Raw genomic sequence first — 20,060 nt, 5'->3', positions numbered from 1 at the left:
CGTACATTAATATAAACAAAAATAAGACATAATGAAAAATCTAAGAAACATGCTGGCAGCCGGTCTGTTCATGGCCGGAATTTGCTTTACTGCCGGCGCACAGACACAGATTCCGCTGGAAAACTTTTTCAAGAACCCGGAAAAGATAGACTATCAGGTATCGCCCGACGGGACCTACTTCTCATTCATGGCTCCCTACGAGAACCGCATGAACCTTTTTGTACAGAAAATCGGATCGGATACGACCATCCGCATCACATCTGAAACGGAACGTGACATCGCCGCAAGCATGTGGGCCGGCAATAACCGCATCCTTTTCGTCAAGGATACGGGGGGCGACGAGAATTACCAGCTCTATGGCGTGAACATCGACGGTTCTGACCTGAAATCGTACACCAATTTTCCGAAAGTCAGAACCAATATTATCGACCCGCTGGAAAAAATCGATTCACTGGTCATCATCGGCATGAACAAACGTAACCCTCAGGTTTTCGACCCGTATCGCCTGAACCTGAACACAGGAGAACTGACCCTGCTGGCCGAGAACCCAGGCAATATACAGGGATGGATGACCGACCACGACGGCAAGCTGCGTGTAGCCATTGCCATAGTAGATGGGGTCAATAAGCAGATACTATACCGTGAAACGGAAGGCCAGCCGTTCCAACCGGTATTGACCACCAACTTTAAGGAAACCGTCGGTTTCGCTGTCTTTACGCCCGACAACAAGATGGTCTATGCACTGACCAACGTCGGACGCGACAAGACCGCACTGGTTCTGATGGATCCGAAAACCTGCGAAGAGAAGGAGGTCCTGTACATGAACGACAAGTACGACATCTCGGGCTTCAGCTACTCCGAAAAGAAGAACCGGCTGACAGTAGTAGCCTGTGAAGGGCACAAGGACATGATTCGCCACTATTTCGACAAAGAAGAAGAGGGGATACGTAAGAAACTGGAAGCTCAGCTTCCGGGCTATAACGTCAGTATCACCAGCCAGAGCAGAGACGAGAATATCCGCCTGATCCATGCCGGCAATGACCGCACATACGGAAGCTACTACCTCTATAATGTGAAGGAAAACAAACTCACCAAGGTGGCCGACATAGCGCCTTGGATCAAAGAAGAGGAAATGTGCGCCATGAACCCGATTACCTATACCAGCCGTGACGGACTCACCATAGAAGGTTACCTGACCCTGCCGAAAGGTTATACCATGGAAAATGCAAAGAACTTGCCGGTTGTGGTCAATCCGCATGGAGGACCGTGGGCACGCGACACCTGGGGATACAATCCGGAAGTACAGTTCCTTGCCAGCCGTGGCTATGCCGTACTGCAGATGAACTTCCGTGCCTCAACTGGATACGGCCGCAAGTTTACCGAACTGGGTTACAAACAATGGGGACAGACCATGCAGAATGACATTACCGACGGAGTAGAATGGCTGATCAAGAAAGGGATAGCCGACCCGAAGCGGGTGGCCATTTATGGAGCAAGCTATGGAGGTTACGCTACCCTGGCAGGAGTGACCTTTACTCCCGACCTGTATGCCTGCGCCGTCGATTACGTAGGAGTGTCCAACCTGCTCTCGTTCATGAATACGATTCCTCCCTACTGGAAACCGTTGCTCGACATGATGCACGAAATGGTGGGCGACCCCGCAACCGACAAAGAAATGATGGAAAAATATTCGCCTGTATTCCATGTAGACCAGATTAAGGCTCCGCTGTTCATCGCCCAGGGTGCAAACGACCCGCGCGTCAACAAAGCCGAATCTGACCAGATGGTAGAAGCTTTGAAGAAACGAGGTGTGGAAGTGGAATACATGGTAAAGGAAAATGAAGGACACGGATTCTATAATGAAGAGAATAAGTTCGACTTCTACCGTGCCATGGAGAAATTTCTTGACAAGCATCTGAAATAAACACTTCAGCCTGATTGTTATCAAACCGGATTCTCCAAAATCCTTGCATTTTCTGTAGATTTTTATATACATTTGCAGCCGTACATTTAAACAAAGAGAAAAACAGATGCATCGTATCGCTTCCTATTCACGCAAAGTCATGCTTCGTTTCCGTCGTTGGAGCCGGAAGGAATATGCTGCGTTCGTGAGCCTGCATCGCCATGTCACCATCGGACAGGTGGGACGGGGAATTGCGGATGCCTCACTGGGCAAGCAGAAAACGGCAGTGTGCGAGGGAAAGAAAACGGAAGGGATGTCATGGACTGGTTTTTCAGAGGAGGATGCACTCTTTGGAAGCGGAGGACCGGGACTCGGAGGAAGTTTATTCGAGATGGACCGGAAAGGATTGTGGTGTCTGCTGGTGCCGCAAAGAGAAGAAGTGTCTGCGCCGCTGCTTTTAGATGAACTAAATAAAATAACAATAACCGGAAGGGGTGTACCCGTTTCAGGTAAAGTCTGACAGACTTTACTGAAGCGGGTACACCCCTTCTTTTTTTAAATAAATACGTATGGAAAGATTACAGAAACTGGAAGAGAAAATAAAAGAAGGACAGGTGCTGACCGCAGAAGAGGCCTTGTGGCTGTTGGAGGAAGCACCTTTTGACGCATTGTGTGAAACGGCCCATCGCATCACGGTGGCATACGCTTCCCGGAAGTTTGACATGTGTTCCATTATCAATGCCAAGTCGGGACGTTGCCCGGAAAACTGCAAATGGTGTGCCCAGTCGGTACATCATCACACGGGCGTGGAGGAATATGGACTGGTGAGCGAAGAAGAATGTTTACGTCAGGCACAGATGAACGAAAACCAGGGGGTATCGCGCTTCTCGCTGGTGACCAGCGGACGCCGACCTTCGGCAGGAGAGTTGGAGAAATTGTGTGCGCATTTTGAGTATGTGCGGGCGCATAGCGGCATCAAGTTGTGTGCATCTTTGGGACTGGCCACGGAGGAACAGCTTGCGGCGCTGCACCGTGCGGGAGTGAGCCGTTATCATTGTAACCTGGAGACGGCGCCTTCGTTTTTCCCGAACCTGTGCTCCACGCATACCCAATCCCAGAAGATAGACACGTTGCAGGCAGCCCGAAAGGTGGGTATGGACGTGTGTAGCGGAGGCATCATCGGCATGGGAGAAACGCCGGCCCAGCGGGTGGAACTGGCGCTGACCTTGCGGGAACTGGAGGTACAGTCCATCCCGCTGAACCTGTTGCAGCCCATCAAGGGAACACCGCTGGAACATGCGAAACCGCTGACGGCGGAAGAGGTGTTGCGTACGGTAGCCATGTTCCGCATGGTGAACCCGACGGCTTTCCTCCGTTTTGCCGGAGGACGTTCGCAGCTGAGTGAGGAGACGGTAGACCGTGCCTTGTATGTGGGCATCAATTCGGCCATTGTGGGCGATTTGCTGACTACCCTTGGTTCCAAAGTATCAAAAGACAAAGAACGTATAAAAGGAGCAGGATATGAATTGTGAGAAACTGTTTGACGAATTTGACCGGGACCACTTGTGGCATCCGTACACTTCGACCTCGAATCCGCTGCCGACGTACAAGGTAGAGCGGGGAGAGGGCTGTACGCTGACCCTGGCCGACGGCACGGAGCTGATTGATGGTATGTCGTCGTGGTGGTGTGCCGTGCATGGATACAATCATCCGGTATTGAACCGGGCGGTGGAGGAACAGCTCCACCGGATGTCGCATGTGATGTTCGGGGGACTGACCCATGAACCGGCCATTGAACTGGGAAAGGAACTGCTGAAAATCGTACCTCCCAGCATGGAGTATATTTTTTATGCCGACAGTGGGTCGGTGGCCGTGGAAGTGGCTTTGAAGATGGCGGTACAGTATCAGTTTGCAGCCGGCCATCCGGAGAAGAACAATTTCGTGACCATCCGTTCGGGGTACCACGGAGATACGTGGAACGCCATGTCGGTATGCGACCCGGTGACGGGTATGCACAGCCTGTTCGGCTCGGCCCTTCCGATACGCTATTTCGTGCCGGCCCCGCAGTGCCGTTTCGGCGCGGAATGGGACGAGAAAGACATCGAGCCGTTGCGGGAAGTCATCACGCAGCACCACGGCGAGCTGGCGGCCCTGATTCTGGAACCAATCGTACAGGGAGCCGGAGGGATGCGTTTCTACCATCCGCAGTATTTGCGGGAGGCGGCACGCCTCTGCCGGGAGCACGGTATGCTCCTGATTTTTGACGAGATTGCCACGGGCTTCGGGCGTACGGGCAAGCTCTTTGCGTGGGAACATGCGCAGGTGGAACCGGACATCATGTGTATCGGCAAGGCACTGACCGGAGGGTACATGACCTTCTCGGCGGTGCTGGCTTCGGAAAAGGTGGCCGACTGCATTTCTTCCAAGGAACCGCGCGCTTTCATGCATGGGCCTACGTTCATGGGCAATCCGCTGGCGTGTGCCGTAGCACTGGCTTCTGTCCGGCTGTTGTTGTCGTCTGGCTGGCAGGAGAAGGTGCGCCGCATCGAGGCACAGTTGAAGGAGGAACTGGCACCGGCGGCTGCGTTGCCACAGGTGGCTGACGTCCGGGTACTGGGAGCCATCGGGGTGATTGAGACCAAGAAGCCGGTCGACATGGGCTGGATGCAGCGGCGGTTTGTGGAAGAAGGTATCTGGGTACGTCCGTTCGGACGGTTGGCCTATATTATGCCGCCTTTCATCATCCGTCCGGAGCAGCTGACCAAGCTGACGAGCGGTTTGTGTAAGATTGTGGGCGAAATGCCGGAATAAAAACAAGGAGAAACATCATGGAAAATGAAATACAACCCGGATGGGAAAGGGATTTCCAGCAGGAACTGGAACAGCTGGAGGCGTGCGGCAATTTGCGTGTGTTGCCGGAAACCTGCTGTGACGGGAAATGGATTGAAGCCGACGGACGGCGGATGCTGAACCTGTCGTCGAACGATTACCTGGGACTGGCTTCGGACAAAGCGTTGCGCGAGGAATTTCTGCGGACGGTGAAGGAGAGGGACTTGTGCTTTTCTTCCTCGTCCTCACGGTTGCTGACGGGCAACTTCCCTGCTTATCGGGAATTGGAAACGTTGCTGGCTTCGCTCTTCGGGGCGGAGAGTGCACTGGTGTTCAGCAGCGGGTATCACATGAATACGGGGATTCTGCCGGCGGTGACCGATGCGAATACCTTGATTCTGGCCGATAAACTGGTGCATGCGAGCCTGATTGACGGCATCCGCCTGTCGGCGGCCAAGTGCATCCGCTACCGCCATCAGGACTATGCACAGTTAGAGAATCTGCTGGCTAAGTATCACGGTTCGTATCACCGAATTATCATCGTGACAGAAAGTGTGTTCAGCATGGACGGTGATGTGGCTTCGCTCGACCGCCTGGTGGAACTGAAGCGTCGTTATGACCACGTGATCCTGTATGTGGACGAGGCGCATGGCATTGCGGTGCGGGGGGCGCACGGACTGGGGGTGGCCGAGGAACAAGGCTGCCTGAAGGAGATTGATTTCCTGTGCGGTACCTTCGGCAAGGCGATGGCTTCTGTCGGGGCGTATGTGGTGTGCCGGAAAGTGATTCGGGATTACCTGGTGAACCGGATGCGGACGTTGATTTTCACTACGGCATTGCCTCCTCTCAACGTGGCTTGGACGCGCTTCGTCTTGTCGCGCTTGGAGGAGATGCAGGCACGGCGGGAGCACCTGGCACAGATTTCGGGGCTTCTGCGGGCGGCTATCCGTGAAAGCGGGGCCGATTGCCCGTCGGAAAGCCACATCATTCCCTTGGTGGTAGGAGCCAACGAGAAGGCCATCTGGAAGGCCATGCAGATGCAGGAACACGGCTTTTATGTATTGCCCGTGCGTCCGCCTACGGTACCCGAAGGGACGGCACGGTTACGTTTCTCGCTGACCGCGTTGATTGAAGAGGATGAAGTGGCGCGTTTGTGTCACGAATTGAAGGAATGAATCGGAAAGAATTGAAGGTATGAAACAACTGTTTATCAAGAAGGAAGGAAACCCGGTGTTGCTGCTTTTCTTTGCGGGCTGGGGTTCGGACGAAAACCTGTTTGGCAGTCCGGTCCCGGAAGGGTGCGATTACTTGCTGTGTTTTGATTACAAGAATATGGACTTTGACTACAGCCTGTTGGACGGCTATCAGGAGATACGGGTCCTGGCCTGGTCTATGGGCGTATGGGTGGCCTGCCAGACATTGACAGGGAAGGATTATCCCTACGGGATGAGGCTGGCTGTGAACGGTACCCCTTATCCCATCCATGACACCAAAGGGATTCCGGAAGCCATCTTCCGGGGAACGCTGGAGAATTTCTCGGAACCGGTGCTGGTACGTTTCCGTCGGCGGATTTGCGGGTCGGCGGCGCAGGTGAAACTGTTTTTGGCACATCATCCTTATCGGACGTTGGACGATTTGCAGCAGGAACTGGCAGACGAATGGACGATGGTGAAGGCCCTTCCGGTGTGGGAGTGGAGCTGGGACAAGGCGATTGTCGGGACCTCGGACAAGATTTTCCCGCCGCAGAACCAGCGGGAAGCCTGGCAAGGCGTACCGGTGGAAGAGAAAGATGTGGAACACTATGACGAGGAGCTGTTCCGGCAGTTGCTGAGCGGAGAAAGTAGTTTATGGACAAGACCCTGATCAGTCGGCGTTTTGCGAAGGCCGTGGGTACTTACCTGGACAAGGCTGACGTGCAGCGTTACGTGGCGTCGCGGATGGCGGAACTGACGGGCCGTTATATTCCGGCAGACGTACCGGAACGGGTGCTGGAGATTGGTTGCGGCACGGGCATGTTCACGCGGATGTACCTGAAACAGGCAACTCCGGAAGAGATGTGGCTGAACGACCTTTGTCCGGAGGTGAAACCCTATCTGGCCGATGTGCTGGGTGAGAAGGTGCATTTCGTGGCGAAGGATGCGGAGACGCTGGCTTTCCCGGAAGGGCAGGACCTGATTGTGTCGTGCTCGGCGGTGCAGTGGTTTGACGACCTGCCGCGTTTTTTTTCAGGGTGCCGAAGGCTGCTGCACGAGGGGGGCTACCTGGCTTTCAGTACTTTCGGCCCTCACAACACGGAGGAGGTGGCGACGCTGGCTTCGGCGGGGCTTTCGTATCCGTCGTTGGAGGCACTGCGGAAGATGCTGGCTGCCCGTTACGAGGTGGTGTATGCCCACGAGGAGCAGTTGCGCCTTTCGTTCGCTTCCCCGCTGGAGGTGTTGCGGCACTTGAAAGAGACGGGAGTGACGGGTACGGCGGCACAGGCCTGGACGCGTGGCAGGCTGCAGGAGTTTTGCCGGAATTATACGGAGCGGTTTTCGGATGAGCGGGGCAGGGTGTATCTCACCTTTCATCCTATTTATATGATATGTAGAAAATAAAATACTAAAAGCGATACGGAAATGAAAAAAAATGTATATTTTGTGAGTGGCATCGACACGAACATCGGAAAGAGTTATGCCACGGCCTATCTGGCCAAGACATGGAACGAGCGGGGTATTCGCACCATTACGGAGAAACTGATTCAGACGGGCAATACGGACTTGTCGGAAGACATCGAGCTGCACCGTCGGATTATGGGTACAGGCTTGTTGCCGGAGGATAAGGAACGGTTGACGATGCCGGAGATTTTTTCTTATCCCTGCTCTCCGCACCTGGCTGCAGAGATTGACAAGCGTTCGATTGACTTCGACAAGATTGAACGGGCTACGCAGGCGTTGAGTGAGCGTTACGATGCGGTGCTGCTGGAAGGGGCCGGGGGACTGATGGTGCCTTTGACGCGCGACCTGCTGACCATTGACTACGTAGCGCAGAAACAGTATCCGCTGGTGTTCGTGACTTCCGGACGACTGGGAAGCATCAACCATACGTTGCTGAGCTTGGAGGCGATGAGCCGCCGGGGCATCCGTCTGCATACGCTGGCCTACAATCTTTTCCCGGAGGAAGACGATGAAATTATCCGTCGGGATACGGAGGAATACATGCGCGATTTGCTGAAACGGGAATATCCGGAAGCAGAGTTCGTGGTGATTCCGTTTTTAGGTAATAAATAAAAGGAAGAAAGTGAAACAGGGGTATTATCATTTACTGGCTATTGCCGTGGTGGTGGTATGGGGGCTGACCTATATTTCGACCAAGGTACTGATTCAGCATGGGCTGCATCCGCATGAAATCTTTTTCTACCGTTTTCTGGTGGCGTATGCAGGTATCTGGCTGATTGCTCCTCGTCGGTTGCTGGCTAATAGCTGGAAGGAAGAGGGGTTGCTGGCATTGGCCGGTTTCTTTGGCGGGTCGCTTTATTTTTATACGGAGAATACGGCGTTGGGAATGACGCAGGCATCGAATGTGGCTTTTTTGCTGTGTACGGCTCCTTTGCTGACGGCTTTTCTCTCGGCGGCTTATTACAAAGAGGTACGTCTGGGAGTACACCTGTTGGCGGGCTCGGTACTGGCCTTGTGTGGGGTCGGTCTGATTGTTTTCGGAGGAAAAGAAGGATTGAAAGTGTCTCCATGGGGAGATTTGCTGATACTGTCGGCGGCTTTTTCATGGGCCTGCTACAGTCTGGTGATTCGCAGATTGTCGCATTATCCGGTGTCGTTCATCACCCGGAAAGTGTTTTTCTACGGATTGGTCACTATCTTGCCGATGTTCGCTATCTTTCCGTTTCGTGGCAATGTGGGGATATTGTCACAACCGGCTGTGTGGATGAATCTGTTGTTTCTGGCGCTGGTGGCCTCGCTGGTCTGTTTTGTGGCTTGGAACGTTGCGCTGAAAAAGATAGGGGTGATGCATACCTCCAATTATATTTACCTGAGTCCGCTGGTTACGCTGGGCGCTTCCATGCTGATTTTAGGGGAAGTACTGACGTTCACTTCGGCAGTGGGGGCAGCTTGTATTTTGTGCGGGGTGTACTGGGCAGAAAAGAAAAGTGGAGCGTGATGCTCCTTGAACGGCAAGTTTAGGGAAATCCCTACCTTGAAATAGGGATTTCCTGCTTGATGGGGAGAAATATCTTCCTATTTTTGTACCAGAATAAAAAGGTAAAACCGTTAAAAGATATGACTATGAGGAAGTTGAAAGTATTTGCTTCGTTGATATGGGCAAGTTTACCGCTTTTTGTGGCGGCCCAGAGTAACGACGACCTTTACTTCGTGCCTAAGAAGAAGGCAGAAACGAAGAAGGAGACCGTAGTAGCCCCGAAGCAGAATCAGGGGACAGCGGTATATTCTGCATCGTCTACTTCCACTCCGGTGGTGGTGAAGGATGCGGCAGGAAATACGCGTGATGTGGACGAGTACAACCGTCGGTACACTTCACGGGAGAACACGTTCTCCATGCAGAACGATACGCTTTACATACAGGAAAAACCGTATGGAGAGCGGGGAGAATGGGTGAACGGCTTTGAAGGTTCACAAGATGATTATGAGTATGCCATGCGCATCGTCCGTTTCCGGAGCCCGCGCTATGCCATTCCGGTGAGCAGCCCCTTATACTGGGACGTGGTATACGGAGCCTTCCCTTCCTGGGACTGGAACGTATATGACGACGGACTGTATGCATACGTGTTCCCTACTTACAGCAATCCGTTGTGGTGGGATTGGAGATGGAACTGGAGCATTGCCGGACCGAGCTTTGGCTGGGGATGGTATTCTCCATGGTACTATAGCAGCTGGTACTCTCCATGGTATTCTCCTTATTGGTATGGTGGCTATTGGGGAGGTTACTGGGGTGGTTATTGGGGTGCCGTCGGGCATCACCATTATCCGCATTATGGATGGGGTAGTGCTTATCAGGGGCGTCCTTATTCCTATAACAACCGTCGTGCGGAGAATGTAGCACGGAGAGGTACTGTAGGCCCTGTGTTCGACCGTAATGGAAGAACGGGAGGTCGTGTCGTAACCGGTACTGACGGTATACGTTCTATCCGTCCGGATGGTGCTTCCAGAGTGCGGAGTACGGGCACAAGATATACGCGTCCGTCGCAGGGATTAGGTGAGTCCACTTATTCTCGTCCCAGCAGCACACGTCCGAATTCCTATCGTAATACGGATGTGTTCAATCGGATGAATCAGAACTCGAACCGGACGAACGGATTCAATAATTCACGGACAAATTCAAATTCTTCTGTCAGGAGCTACAGTAATTTTGGAGGAGGTAGCTATCGTTCCACTACGGGTGGCGGCAGTTCTTCCAGAGGTGTAAGTACCGGTGGCGGCGGTGGCGCTCGCAGAAGATAAATGTGTAAATAAAATGAAATTAAAGATGAAAAAGAGATATATGTATGCGGTGGCCTGTTCAGTGCTGTGCAGTGCACAGGCCATGGCGCAGACTGCGTATGATGCGGCCCGCTATGCAGGTGATGAATTGAATGGTACCGCTCGTTTTGTCGGAATGGGTGGAGCCATGAGTGCCTTGGGGGCAGATATTTCGGTTATTGGTACCAATCCGGCAGGTATCGGTCTTTTCAGAGGCCACGATGTGTCTACGTCTTTCGGGATGAATATCACAAAGGCGGAAAGTGACTTTAATGGGAGTGTGATGAATGACAAACGGAATAAGGCTTCGTTTGACCAGATTGGTTTCGTGTATTCCACGAAAATCGGAAACCGGACGACACTCCGTTATTTGAATTTTGGTTTTAACTATCATAAAAGTCGGAACTTCAACCGTGTGCTTGCAGCTGGAGGTATGCTGGGCGGACTCTCACAGACGCAGCAGATGGCCAATCTGGTAGGTGGTTCCATCCACTCCATCAGTGATATGGATGATATTTATAATTATGGGCTGGAAGGGCATAGTGGTCTTTCGAATCCGTATGATCCTTATTATTCCAATTATCCGTATCTGGGCGTCATGGGTATCCGTACGGAACTGGTCGGAGTGGGAACATTGTCCAATGGAAAGCAAGCACCGATGGGCTGGAACGGTAATGCAAACGGTTTCCGCAGCCGGGAAGAAGGTGGAATCAATGAGTATGATTTCAACGTGGCCTTTAATGTGGAGGACCGGATGTATTTCGGTATCACGCTGGGTGTGAACGATGTAAACTATACGCGCAGTACCTATTATTCGGAAGATGTGTATGATGGGAATCATTCAGGTTATTATGAATTGCGGAATGCATTCCGTACGGAAGGAACTGGATTGAACTTGAAACTGGGTGCTATTTTCCGTCCGATAGAAGATTCTCCGTTCCGTTTTGGTCTGGCCATTCATACACCTACCTGGTACAGTTTGACTGACAAACATTCTTCGGAGATTTATTCGGAACTGAATTATAAATTCGAGGATGAAGCTGACAATATGCAGTTCAAGGCTGATGAACGGACGACGACTTATGCAGGAGAGTCTTTGCAGGATTACCGTTTGGTGACTCCGTGGAAATTTAATGTCAGTGCGGGAACTACTTTGGGAAGTGCATTGGCATTGGGTGCGGAATATGAGTATGCCGGTTATAACGCTTGTCGGATGTCTTACAATGACGGGACTCCAATGGAGAACCAGAATCAGTACACCAAGTCTATCCTGAAAGGACAACATACGGTACGTATTGGGGCGGAAGCGCGTATTGCCTCTGCTTTCAGTGTAAGAGCGGGTTATAACTTCTCTACTTCAGCGTTTAAGGACGGGGCATACAAATCCCTGAATGCAAACGATATACGTACCGATACAGAATATATGAATGACCTTTCCCGCAATACGGTCACTGTAGGTTTAGGCTATAGAGGAAAATGGTTCTATACGGATTTGGCTTATAAATATGATGTGTATAAGTCTGACTTTTATGCCTTCAGTTCTGAGGCTTTACCTGTTACAAAGGTCACCAACGAACGTCATCAGCTGTTGCTTACGCTAGGCGTTCACTTCTAAGCGTTCATTGTGTTTGTTTTATTTTAATAGGGAGTTGCTTTTATTCACTGGGGCAGCTCCTTTTTTTATTCTTTTTTGTCGCGATATTCTTTCTTTTTCCAGAAATTGAATCCCATGTAGATACGCAGGCTGCCAAAGGAATTGGTCATGGAAAAGGTGGGTTTCCGGTAATCATAGGTGTGGAGTACGAGTGAAGCTCCTACATAATATTTGCTGTTGTTCCACGTGATGCCGGCACGGGTAATCAGGTCGAAGTTAATGTCTCTAATCCATTGTGCCCAGCTGGTACCGCTCTGGGTGGGCTGGTCGTTGATACGTGACTTCTTGTAAGCTACGGCCGGGAGCAGAGACACATTCAGCAGGCAGTTCTTGGCAAAGACCCAGTTGTAACCATATCCCACACTAAGATTGTAGTCAGTGTAACGCAGGCTGTGGAATTGCAGGGAAGAGCTGAGTTGTTGCTGCATCTCGTCGGGAAGCTGGGTATAGTCGAAAGAAATGTTATGCTGTGAGTAAGAGAATCCGGCCAGCAGAGAGCCACAGCTTTTGCGTTGGTTGGTTGACTGGCTGTAGGCTGCCGGATAGGAAAAATGTTTGTGATTGAAAATCCAGTAGGCATTCAGTCCTTTGATGTTGCTTTGGAAGCCGTTGAACTGCGTGTTTGTATAGTCCTTGCTCAGACTGAAATTTTCGTACGAAGAAATTTTGAAATCACTGCCTGTTTTCCGGTAGTAAATGTCTACTCCGAATTTGGCACTATACAGATTGAATACAAACTCCTTTCGGGGAGCCTTGTTCTTTCCTTTCCCCAAGAGGTCTTTGATGTCGAAGGAGACTCCCAGAAAAATCCATCTCCATCCGAAATAGACCCCCAGTTTGGTGTTGATGTGAGGAGCAAAACTCAAGCTTTGTCCATCGTTGCTTCCCAAGCGGTAATGTTCATACCAGGAACTTTGTTCCAGCATGAAGGCCAGATTATATTTGTTGGGAGAAATGTAGGTGGTATCTACCGTATTCAGTTTAATGCCGGCTTTTTTGATTTCTTGTCCGGTCAGTTTGATGGTACGTACAATACCGTCGGTCAAGCTGCTCAATGAAAGTCGTGGTGCAGATATTGGAGTAGGTTCGGTTATACCCACACTGTCTTGCTTCTCTACTTGGCCCGTAAGATGGGACGGGTAGAGAAGAAAAACAAGCAGTATGGTCAACAAGGAGAGTTGTTTCACTCTATAAGTTTGTTTTTACAGTTTGTTCAGAATGCGGTCCATGACCCAGTTGGTGGGGGTGGCACTGATTCCATCGCAGGTGCAGACGGCTTTGCCTTGCAGATGTTCCACTACAGCTTTAATCAGTGGAAGCTGTACGTGAGGAGGATTGGGAGGAAGTATCTCTTCGCGTCCACGTTCGGTGTGCAAGGCTATCGGGTCGTAGGTGAAGACAGAGAAACAAATCATGCCTTTATCTCCGATAATTTCGATGCGGTCTTCTTTGGCCGACTCGTGTGCCACGAAGCACCAGGAACCGGAACCGGGCAGACCGGAATCGAACTTGAAACAGGCACTGATGGTGTCTTCCGCCTCATACAGTCCGCCGCGGTTGCTCTTGTAGCCTTCTGCTTCGAGGATGCAGCCGAACATGTCTTGCAGCAAATCCAGCTGATGGGGAGCCAGGTCGTAGAAGTACCCTCCGCCGGCAATATCGGGCTGCACACGCCATGGCAGGTTCTTGCTGTTGTAATCCAGTGCCCGAGGCGGTTGTGCAAAACGAATCTGTACGTTGATGACGTTACCGATTTCTCCTTCATCGACCAGTTGCCGTACTTTCTGGAAATAAGGCAGGTAGCGGCGGTAGTAGGCTACGAAACAAGGCACACCTGTTTCCTTGGAGATACGGTTGATGCGGGCACAGTCTTCGTAACTGGCGGCCATCGGTTTCTCGATGTAGACCGGTTTTCCGGCTTTCATGGCCATGATGGCAAAAGTGGCGTGCGAAGAGGGAGGTGTGGCAATGTAGATGGCATTCACATCTTCATCTCCAATCAGTTCTTGCGCATCGGTGTACCACCGGGGAATCTGGTGGCGTATGGCGTAGGATTTCACTTTCTCTTCTTCACGGCTCATGACTGCTACCACTTTGGAACCTTCAATCATGTTGAAGGCCGGGCCGCTTTTCTTTTCGGTGACTTCACCGCATCCGATGAATCCCCAGTTTACTTTATCCAGTTTGATCATAGATGAGTGTTTTTAATGAAAATACTTTTTGTATAGTTTCCGGTAGTCTTCACTTTTCATATACTGGTCGAGCCATACGTTCAGACTGTCGAGCAGTACAGGGGCGTGTTTGGGCACTCCCCAGGCATAAAACTGAGTGAAGCTGATATCGGTGTCAATATCCAGATTAGGATACAGCTCAATGTTGGCCTTGGCGATATTCTCATCGCACACGGCATAATCGATGTCTCCTCCTGAAACCATCGCCATGAGCTGTTCGGGGCCGTATTGGTCGATTTCCTGTATATAGATGGTATCGGCTATTTCATTGATGAGGTTGTGAAGACGCAACAAAACCGGAGAACCTTTGACTACATGAAGCGTTTTTTCACCCAGTTCCAGTTGGTTGTGGATGTACAGGCTGTCTTTCCCTTTCTCTTGTTTGCGTTGTACCAAGATTTGTTTGCTCAGCAGCAGGGGGTGGGTGAAGAGCAAGGTATCTTTCGAACGGGTGGTGACGACGGTTCCTGTAGCTATCAGGTCATATTTCCCTTCGGTGAGGTCTTTCAGGCGTTCTTCAAAACTCATTTCGGGAGTAATTTCCAACCGGAGATGCTTGGCTTGTGCAAAGGCATTTAAAAGTTCGTAGTCGAAGCCGGAAATACTGTCCTGGTCGGCATGGTAGCTGATGGAGTTATACTCTGTTACCGCACGTAGAACGCCCGAACGGAGAATGTCGGGATAATCACGGGGAGTGAACTCCGGATGAGGTTCGTGGTGCGAACAGAGACGGATCAGGACCAGCAAGATGACGACTCCGACAGACAGGTAAACAAGTTTGCTTCTCTTCATGGGCATTAATCAAAGAAGTTCCATGAAATGCCCACCTTCAGGATACGAGGGTTGAGCGGATAGTGAGGGGCGAGGAAATAACTCTTCTCGCCGGTGCGTTGCAGCAGATTGTACATTTGCACGAAGATACGCGTACGCTTCAGGTGCAGGTTGATGTATCCGTTGATAAGCGGATAGCCTCCCACCTTGTAGCGTGTATCCGGGTTCTGTAGGTAGAACTGTCCGATAGCCGGTGCATAGTCGGGAGCATAGTATTGTGTGAAGTAGCGCATGTCTGCTCCCATTTCAATCTGAAGTACGTTCTTGGCCAGTCCGAACTGGAGGTACAGGTCATGGTAAAGCACGAGCTCCGGTAAAGGCAGTACGGTTTCGTTGCTGGTTTTCTGGTAGGTAATTTCATTGTCCAGATGGAGAATACCCAGCTTGAAATCCTGCCGCAAGGTGGCGCTGAACACCTGGATGCTTCCGGAATATTGGCTTACGCCCATGTTGTTCTTATAACTGGTCACCTCATTGGAGTTGGTGTATTTCACCGATGTGTTGTCCAGATAAGTATAATTAGTGATGTTTTCCACTCCGGCTTTCAGCTGGGTCCGCCAGCGGTCGATACTGAGTTTGCCTTCAATGCGGGTGCGCATGATTTTGCTCAGGTCATTGTCCCACCAATAGTGTTTGGAATGGAAATGACGATAGTAGAAAGTCGGATTCAGGTTCTTGATGTAGGCATTGGCCTCCAAGCGTACCGTATCATTGAACAGGCGGAAATTCAGGTCGCCTTGTCCCTCCACGCTGAACTGTCCGGCATCCTCGCCAATCATGGCGATTTCGCCCAGCACATTATAGTGGAGTGTCTTTCCCTGTGACTTGATGAGCTGGCCTCCGATGGAGAGCACGTTTTCCTTGTGGCTGGTAGGAATACGCCGGCCCGCTGTTCCCGTAATAGTATCCGTCAAGGTGAAGTTACGGTGTTCGAAGCTGGCAAACACCGTCAGTCCGGCCTTGGCCCACTTGTTGAATCCTTCCCGAAGGGCGATACCCACGGTGTTCTTGATGGAGAAGTTCTTGGTGACATCCAGCGAATCCTTTCCCAGATAGTTGTGCTCGAAATACGCCTCGTTCTGAGTGGTATTGTAAGAAATGTATTTTCTTCGGTTGATATCCACATTGACGGTATGGATGAAGCTGGTCACCGGAACAAACTCTGTTTTGGTGATGGTATCATTTTCCGTGGTTACGTCACGATAGAACCCTAAGTTGTAGCGATGGGTCAGAAAGGCGTGATATCCCGTGTTATGGTTCCAGATGTCCGACAGGTTGGTCGGGATGGAGTAAGTTTCATACGTACGGTTTCCTTCTGCCATCTCCAGCGGGTTGGTGATGTAACGGTCATCTGTGATACCTCCGTTTTCAGCCACTTTCAGGTTGTCATTGATGAAACTGAAGTGCATGTCGTATTTGTCGCCGTGATAATAGGCGAAAAGGTTGCCGTTGAACAGGGCAGTCGATTGGCTGGCATATTTACCACGTCCGTAGGTATAGTCGATGTCGAAGCCGAATCCCATCCGTTTGTTGACATTGACGGCAAAATACGCCTTGAAACGTTCTTCTCCATAGCGACCGTCGCCTTGTTTGAAATAGGTCAGATTGGTGAATGGGGATTTGGTGTTGGTATAAATCACGTCGTTTGGCTTCCTTACGGTGAAATCGTACGGATCAGTGAAGAAAAACTGGCTGCTTTCTTTCCGTTCAAAAAACACGTGCGAGATACGTGGAGAACCCAGGTTACCCAGATAAGTGTAGTGTCCGGTAGGTCCTCCCGTGTCGTTGGAGTTCTGGAATCCGTGTTGCAGTGTATCTACTGGAACTGGAGTCATTTCGCCGAAGCGTGTGTCAATTTTCCAGGCATTCAATCCTACCGGTACCGTATTGGCGTCGATGACGGAGGTTGTATCTATCGGGTTTCCATTCCGGTCATACCTGTTGTTGTCCATTCCCGTGGCAGACATTCCTTGTCCGTATTGTGAAATGGTGTTCTGAGCGAACAATGTGCCGCACAGAAACAGGAGTATGGCTGTAAAAAGTATTTTCTTCATAATGGGACAAAGATACAATAAAAAAGCGAAAACGGACGGTTGTATCTTTCAAAAAGTAGGTGAGTCGGGTGGATTCTGAAGGTGCAAGGAAACCAAAAGGCTGCAAGGAAACCAAAAGGCTGCAAGGAAACCAAAAGGCTGCAAGGAAATTCTACAGGTAAATTTCTTTGCAGCCTTTTGGTTTCAGAGATATATCGGTTTCCGAGGGAAATCAGACTTCCTTGATGATTTCCATGCCGATTTTGATGGCCTCTTCGTTCATCGGAATCAAATGATGGTGACGTTCGGGCAGCGTCTTGCGAAGTGCCTTTATTACACTGTCAATGGATACGATAGGGCGTATCTTGAGCAGGCCACCCAGCACAATCATGTTGAAGGTCTTGGCCATTTTCCGTTCGTTTGCCTCGTCCATGGCATCGATGCGGTACACATGGATGTCCTTGCGGGTCGGGGGATTGATGATGCCGTAGCCGTCATAAATCAGTACGCCGCCCGGTTTTACCTTGCTCTCAAACTTGGCAAGCGAAGGCTGGTTCAGAATGATGGCTGTATCGTATTTGCTGAGAATCGGGGAAGAGATACGTTCGTCGCTGACGATGACGGTGACGTTGGCCGTACCTCCACGCTGTTCGGGACCGTAGGCAGGCATCCAAGTCACTTCCTTGTTTTCCATCAACCCGGAGTATGCCAGGATTTTTCCCATGGAAAGTACCCCTTGTCCTCCAAATCCTGCGATGATAATTTCTTCTTTCATAGGTATGCGAATGATTATTTAATATCTGTAGTATCTTTCAGGTCGCCCAGCGGGTAGAACGGGAACATGTTCTCTTCCATCCATTTGTTGGCGGCTTCGGGTGACATTTTCCATCCGGAGTTGCAGGTAGACACAATTTCTACCAGGCTGGAGCCTTTTTTCTGCATGGAGCATTCAAAGGCTTTGCGGATGGCTTTCTTTGCCTTGCGGATGGCAGCCACTGACTGTACGGACTGGCGGGTGACGTAGGCCGTTCCTTGCAGGGTAGCGGCAATTTCCGTCATCTTCAGCGGGTAGCCGTGGATTTCCGGCACACGTCCGTAAGGGCAGGTGGAGGTCTTCATTCCCACCAGTGTGGTCGGGGCCATCTGTCCACCGGTCATACCGTAGATGGCGTTGTTGATGAAAATAATCGTAATGTGTTCGCCACGGTTCAATGCGTGGATGGTTTCTGCCGTACCAATGCAGGCCAAGTCACCGTCGCCTTGGTAAGTGAATACCAAGCGGTCGGGCCAGAGGCGTTTGATGGCGGTGGCCAAGGCAGGCGCACGTCCGTGTGCGGCTTCCTGGCAGTCGATGTCCAGGTAGTTATACATGAATACGGCGCATCCCACCGGACTTACTCCGACGGCTTTCTCGGCCATACCCATTTCGTCGATGACTTCGGCAATCAGTTTGTGGACTACTCCGTGGCTGCATCCCGGACAGTAGTGCATCGGGTTATCGTTCAGCAATCGAGGCTTCTGATAAACCAGATTTTCAGGTTTGATTATATCTTCTTTTGTCATAATTGGTTCTCCTGTAGTTTATCATAGAAAGAAACGGAACACGAACTCCATCATCTTCAGGAAAAGAGAGGCACCGCACACGTAGAAGAATACGGTCTTGTCGTCGCCCAAAGTGAAGTAGAGAATTACGGAAATCAGTGCACCGATCATAAACAACACGTTTAAGACGGCTCTTATTCTGTCGGTATCCATAACTTATTTGATCAGTTTTTCTTTAATGGCTTCGATTACTTCATCCGGATCGGGAACGATACCGCCCAAGCGTCCGAAGTGCTCTACCGGTACTTTGCATTCTACGGCCAGACGGACGTCTTCAATCATCTGTCCGCTGTTCAGTTCCACGGTCAGGATACCTTTCACTTGTTTGGCTCTTTCTTTCAAAGCCTTGCTGGGGAAAGGCCACAGGGTAATCGGGCGGAACAGACCGACCTTGATTCCCTCTTCGCGGGCATGTTCCATGGCTTTCTGGGCGATACGGGCACACGAACCGAAGGCTACAATCAGGTATTCCGCATCTTCTGCGTCCAGCTCTTCATAGCGCGTTTCTTTTTCTTCGATTTCCGCGTATTTGGCCTGCAGGTGCAGGTTACGCTGTTCCATTACCGCCGGGTCAAGTTCCAGCGAAGTGATGATGTTTGGCTTGCGTCCTTTGCAGCCGGTGGTAGCCCATGGACATTGTGCCAGGATTTCCTCTTCTGTCCGTCGGGGGCGGAATTCCGGAAGCACCACTTTTTCCATCATCTGACCGATGACGCCGTCGGCCAGAATCATGGCCGGGTTGCGGTATTTGAATGCCAGGTCGAAAGCCAGACCTACAAAGTCGGCCATTTCCTGTACGGAAGCCGGAGCCAGTGCGATGAGGTGATAGTCACCGTGTCCGCCACCTTTGGTGGTCTGGAAATAATCGGCCTGACTCGGCTGGATGGTACCCAAGCCCGGACCGCCTCGCATGACGTTCACCACCAGACAAGGCAGTTCGGCTCCTGCAATGTAGGAGATGCCCTCCTGCTTCAGACTGACACCAGGGCTGGATGAGGATGTCATGACCATTTTTCCGCTACCGGCGCCTCCATACACCATATTAATTGCCGCTACCTCACTTTCGGCCTGAAGCACTACCATTCCGGTGGTTTCCCAAGGTTTCTGTTCGGCAAGCGTTTCCAATACTTCAGATTGGGGAGTGATAGGGTAACCGAAGTAACCATCCACGCCGAAACGGATGGCGGCATGGGCTATAGCTTCGTTACCTTTCATAAGAACAACTTCTTCTGCCATAATTCTTAATTTTTGCTTGTTGGGCATTTTTTATTCTTCACATTTTGCTCTGTATACGGTGAGACATCCGTCCGGGCACACAATGGCGCACGAAGAGCATCCGTTGCAGGTATCTTCCACTACCTGCTGTACAAAATTATATCCTTTTTGATTTACTTTTGGGGTGAGTGACAGCACGTGCAACGGGCAAGCTACCACGCACAGGTTGCATCCTTTGCATCGTTCTGTATTTACTACAACCACACCTTTCATTTTAGCCATAGTTTTATA

At 50.9% G+C, this 20,060-nt stretch carries 20 protein-coding genes; 11 read left to right on the top strand and 9 right to left on the bottom strand.

The genetic code is table 11. The features are described 5' to 3' along the window. The first annotated feature begins 31 nt into the window (after nucleotides 1-31). From BQ7480_RS11430 to BQ7480_RS11380, 11 genes are all read left to right on the top strand, one after another. The gene (locus BQ7480_RS11430; RefSeq protein WP_072542960.1) at nucleotides 32-1,924 is read left to right on the top strand and encodes a S9 family peptidase; all 1,893 of its coding nucleotides are present in this window, start codon (nucleotides 32-34) and stop codon (nucleotides 1,922-1,924) included. Nucleotides 1,925-2,030: 106 nt separating this feature from the next. Further along, a complete protein-coding gene (locus BQ7480_RS11425; protein ID WP_072542959.1) occupies nucleotides 2,031-2,423 on the top strand; it encodes a hypothetical protein in 393 nt (130 codons plus the stop codon). A 49-nt stretch (nucleotides 2,424-2,472) separates the two neighbouring features. After that, nucleotides 2,473-3,435: a biotin synthase BioB gene (gene bioB / locus BQ7480_RS11420; RefSeq protein ID WP_072542958.1), complete on the top strand. Its 963-nt coding sequence runs from the start codon at nucleotides 2,473-2,475 to the stop codon at nucleotides 3,433-3,435. Further along, entirely contained in the window at nucleotides 3,425-4,714 is a 1,290-nt protein-coding gene (bioA, locus tag BQ7480_RS11415; RefSeq protein ID WP_072542957.1) for an adenosylmethionine--8-amino-7-oxononanoate transaminase, read from the top strand. Before bioB ends, bioA begins: the two co-directional genes overlap by 11 nt. Nucleotides 4,715-4,731: 17 nt before the next feature. Beyond that, a complete protein-coding gene (locus tag BQ7480_RS11410) occupies nucleotides 4,732-5,907 on the top strand; it encodes an 8-amino-7-oxononanoate synthase (protein ID WP_072542956.1) in 1,176 nt (391 codons plus the stop codon). 19 nt (nucleotides 5,908-5,926) lie between these two features. Then, a complete protein-coding gene (locus BQ7480_RS11405) occupies nucleotides 5,927-6,595 on the top strand; it encodes a DUF452 family protein (RefSeq protein ID WP_072542955.1) in 669 nt (222 codons plus the stop codon). Further along, nucleotides 6,580-7,329: a malonyl-ACP O-methyltransferase BioC gene (gene bioC, locus BQ7480_RS11400; protein WP_072542954.1), complete on the top strand. Its 750-nt coding sequence runs from the start codon at nucleotides 6,580-6,582 to the stop codon at nucleotides 7,327-7,329. The genes BQ7480_RS11405 and bioC overlap by 16 nt, the downstream gene beginning before the upstream one ends. A 21-nt stretch (nucleotides 7,330-7,350) precedes the next feature. Next, nucleotides 7,351-8,001 carry a dethiobiotin synthase gene (gene bioD / locus BQ7480_RS11395; RefSeq protein WP_022354242.1) on the top strand — a complete coding sequence of 217 codons (651 nt, stop codon included), beginning with the start codon at nucleotides 7,351-7,353 and terminating at the stop codon, nucleotides 7,999-8,001. A gap of 10 nt (nucleotides 8,002-8,011) precedes the next feature. Then, entirely contained in the window at nucleotides 8,012-8,887 is an 876-nt protein-coding gene (locus BQ7480_RS11390) for a DMT family transporter (protein ID WP_083581805.1), read from the top strand. A 125-nt stretch (nucleotides 8,888-9,012) separates the two neighbouring features. Beyond that, the gene (locus tag BQ7480_RS11385) at nucleotides 9,013-10,185 is read left to right on the top strand and encodes a hypothetical protein (RefSeq protein ID WP_072544005.1); all 1,173 of its coding nucleotides are present in this window, start codon (nucleotides 9,013-9,015) and stop codon (nucleotides 10,183-10,185) included. Nucleotides 10,186-10,210: 25 nt separating this feature from the next. Next, entirely contained in the window at nucleotides 10,211-11,818 is a 1,608-nt protein-coding gene (locus tag BQ7480_RS11380; RefSeq protein WP_072542952.1) for an OmpP1/FadL family transporter, read from the top strand. Nucleotides 11,819-11,883: 65 nt separating this feature from the next. On the opposite strand, the gene BQ7480_RS11375 is transcribed toward BQ7480_RS11380, so the two are convergent. The 9 genes from BQ7480_RS11375 to BQ7480_RS11340 all read right to left on the bottom strand — a co-directional run bounded on the left by BQ7480_RS11375 (nucleotide 11,884) and on the right by BQ7480_RS11340 (nucleotide 20,051). Further along, nucleotides 11,884-13,029, bottom strand: a complete 1,146-nt coding sequence (locus tag BQ7480_RS11375; RefSeq protein ID WP_072542951.1) for a DUF4421 domain-containing protein — start codon at nucleotides 13,027-13,029, stop codon at nucleotides 11,884-11,886. A 30-nt stretch (nucleotides 13,030-13,059) separates the two neighbouring features. Further along, nucleotides 13,060-14,049, bottom strand: a complete 990-nt coding sequence (locus BQ7480_RS11370) for a Gfo/Idh/MocA family protein (protein ID WP_072542950.1) — start codon at nucleotides 14,047-14,049, stop codon at nucleotides 13,060-13,062. A 12-nt stretch (nucleotides 14,050-14,061) separates the two neighbouring features. Beyond that, nucleotides 14,062-14,880, bottom strand: a complete 819-nt coding sequence (locus BQ7480_RS11365) for a transporter substrate-binding domain-containing protein (RefSeq protein WP_072544004.1) — start codon at nucleotides 14,878-14,880, stop codon at nucleotides 14,062-14,064. A gap of 5 nt (nucleotides 14,881-14,885) precedes the next feature. Continuing rightward, nucleotides 14,886-16,973, bottom strand: coding sequence for a putative porin (locus BQ7480_RS11360; protein ID WP_072542949.1), 2,088 nt, complete (start codon nucleotides 16,971-16,973; stop codon nucleotides 14,886-14,888). A 211-nt stretch (nucleotides 16,974-17,184) separates the two neighbouring features. Further along, nucleotides 17,185-17,727, bottom strand: a complete 543-nt coding sequence (locus BQ7480_RS11355; protein WP_072542948.1) for a 2-oxoacid:acceptor oxidoreductase family protein — start codon at nucleotides 17,725-17,727, stop codon at nucleotides 17,185-17,187. 14 nt (nucleotides 17,728-17,741) lie between these two features. Beyond that, the gene (locus BQ7480_RS11350; protein WP_072542947.1) at nucleotides 17,742-18,515 is read right to left on the bottom strand and encodes a thiamine pyrophosphate-dependent enzyme; all 774 of its coding nucleotides are present in this window, start codon (nucleotides 18,513-18,515) and stop codon (nucleotides 17,742-17,744) included. 21 nt (nucleotides 18,516-18,536) lie between these two features. Beyond that, nucleotides 18,537-18,665, bottom strand: a complete 129-nt coding sequence (locus BQ7480_RS18305; protein WP_262483167.1) for a hypothetical protein — start codon at nucleotides 18,663-18,665, stop codon at nucleotides 18,537-18,539. 45 nt (nucleotides 18,666-18,710) lie between these two features. Further along, nucleotides 18,711-19,790 carry a 3-methyl-2-oxobutanoate dehydrogenase subunit VorB gene (locus BQ7480_RS11345; protein ID WP_072542946.1) on the bottom strand — a complete coding sequence of 360 codons (1,080 nt, stop codon included), beginning with the start codon at nucleotides 19,788-19,790 and terminating at the stop codon, nucleotides 18,711-18,713. A 30-nt stretch (nucleotides 19,791-19,820) separates the two neighbouring features. Beyond that, complete coding sequence (locus tag BQ7480_RS11340; protein WP_022354230.1) at nucleotides 19,821-20,051, bottom strand: 4Fe-4S binding protein; 231 nt, start codon at nucleotides 20,049-20,051, stop codon at nucleotides 19,821-19,823. Nucleotides 20,052-20,060 lie beyond the last annotated feature (9 nt).

Origin of the sequence: Bacteroides mediterraneensis (assembly GCF_900128455.1) — a bacterium.
In the GTDB taxonomy this organism is placed as follows: Bacteria; Bacteroidota; Bacteroidia; order Bacteroidales; family Bacteroidaceae; genus Phocaeicola; species Phocaeicola mediterraneensis.
The sequence above is the reverse complement of the archived record's forward strand: the minus strand, read 5'-3'. Positions and strand labels throughout refer to the sequence as shown.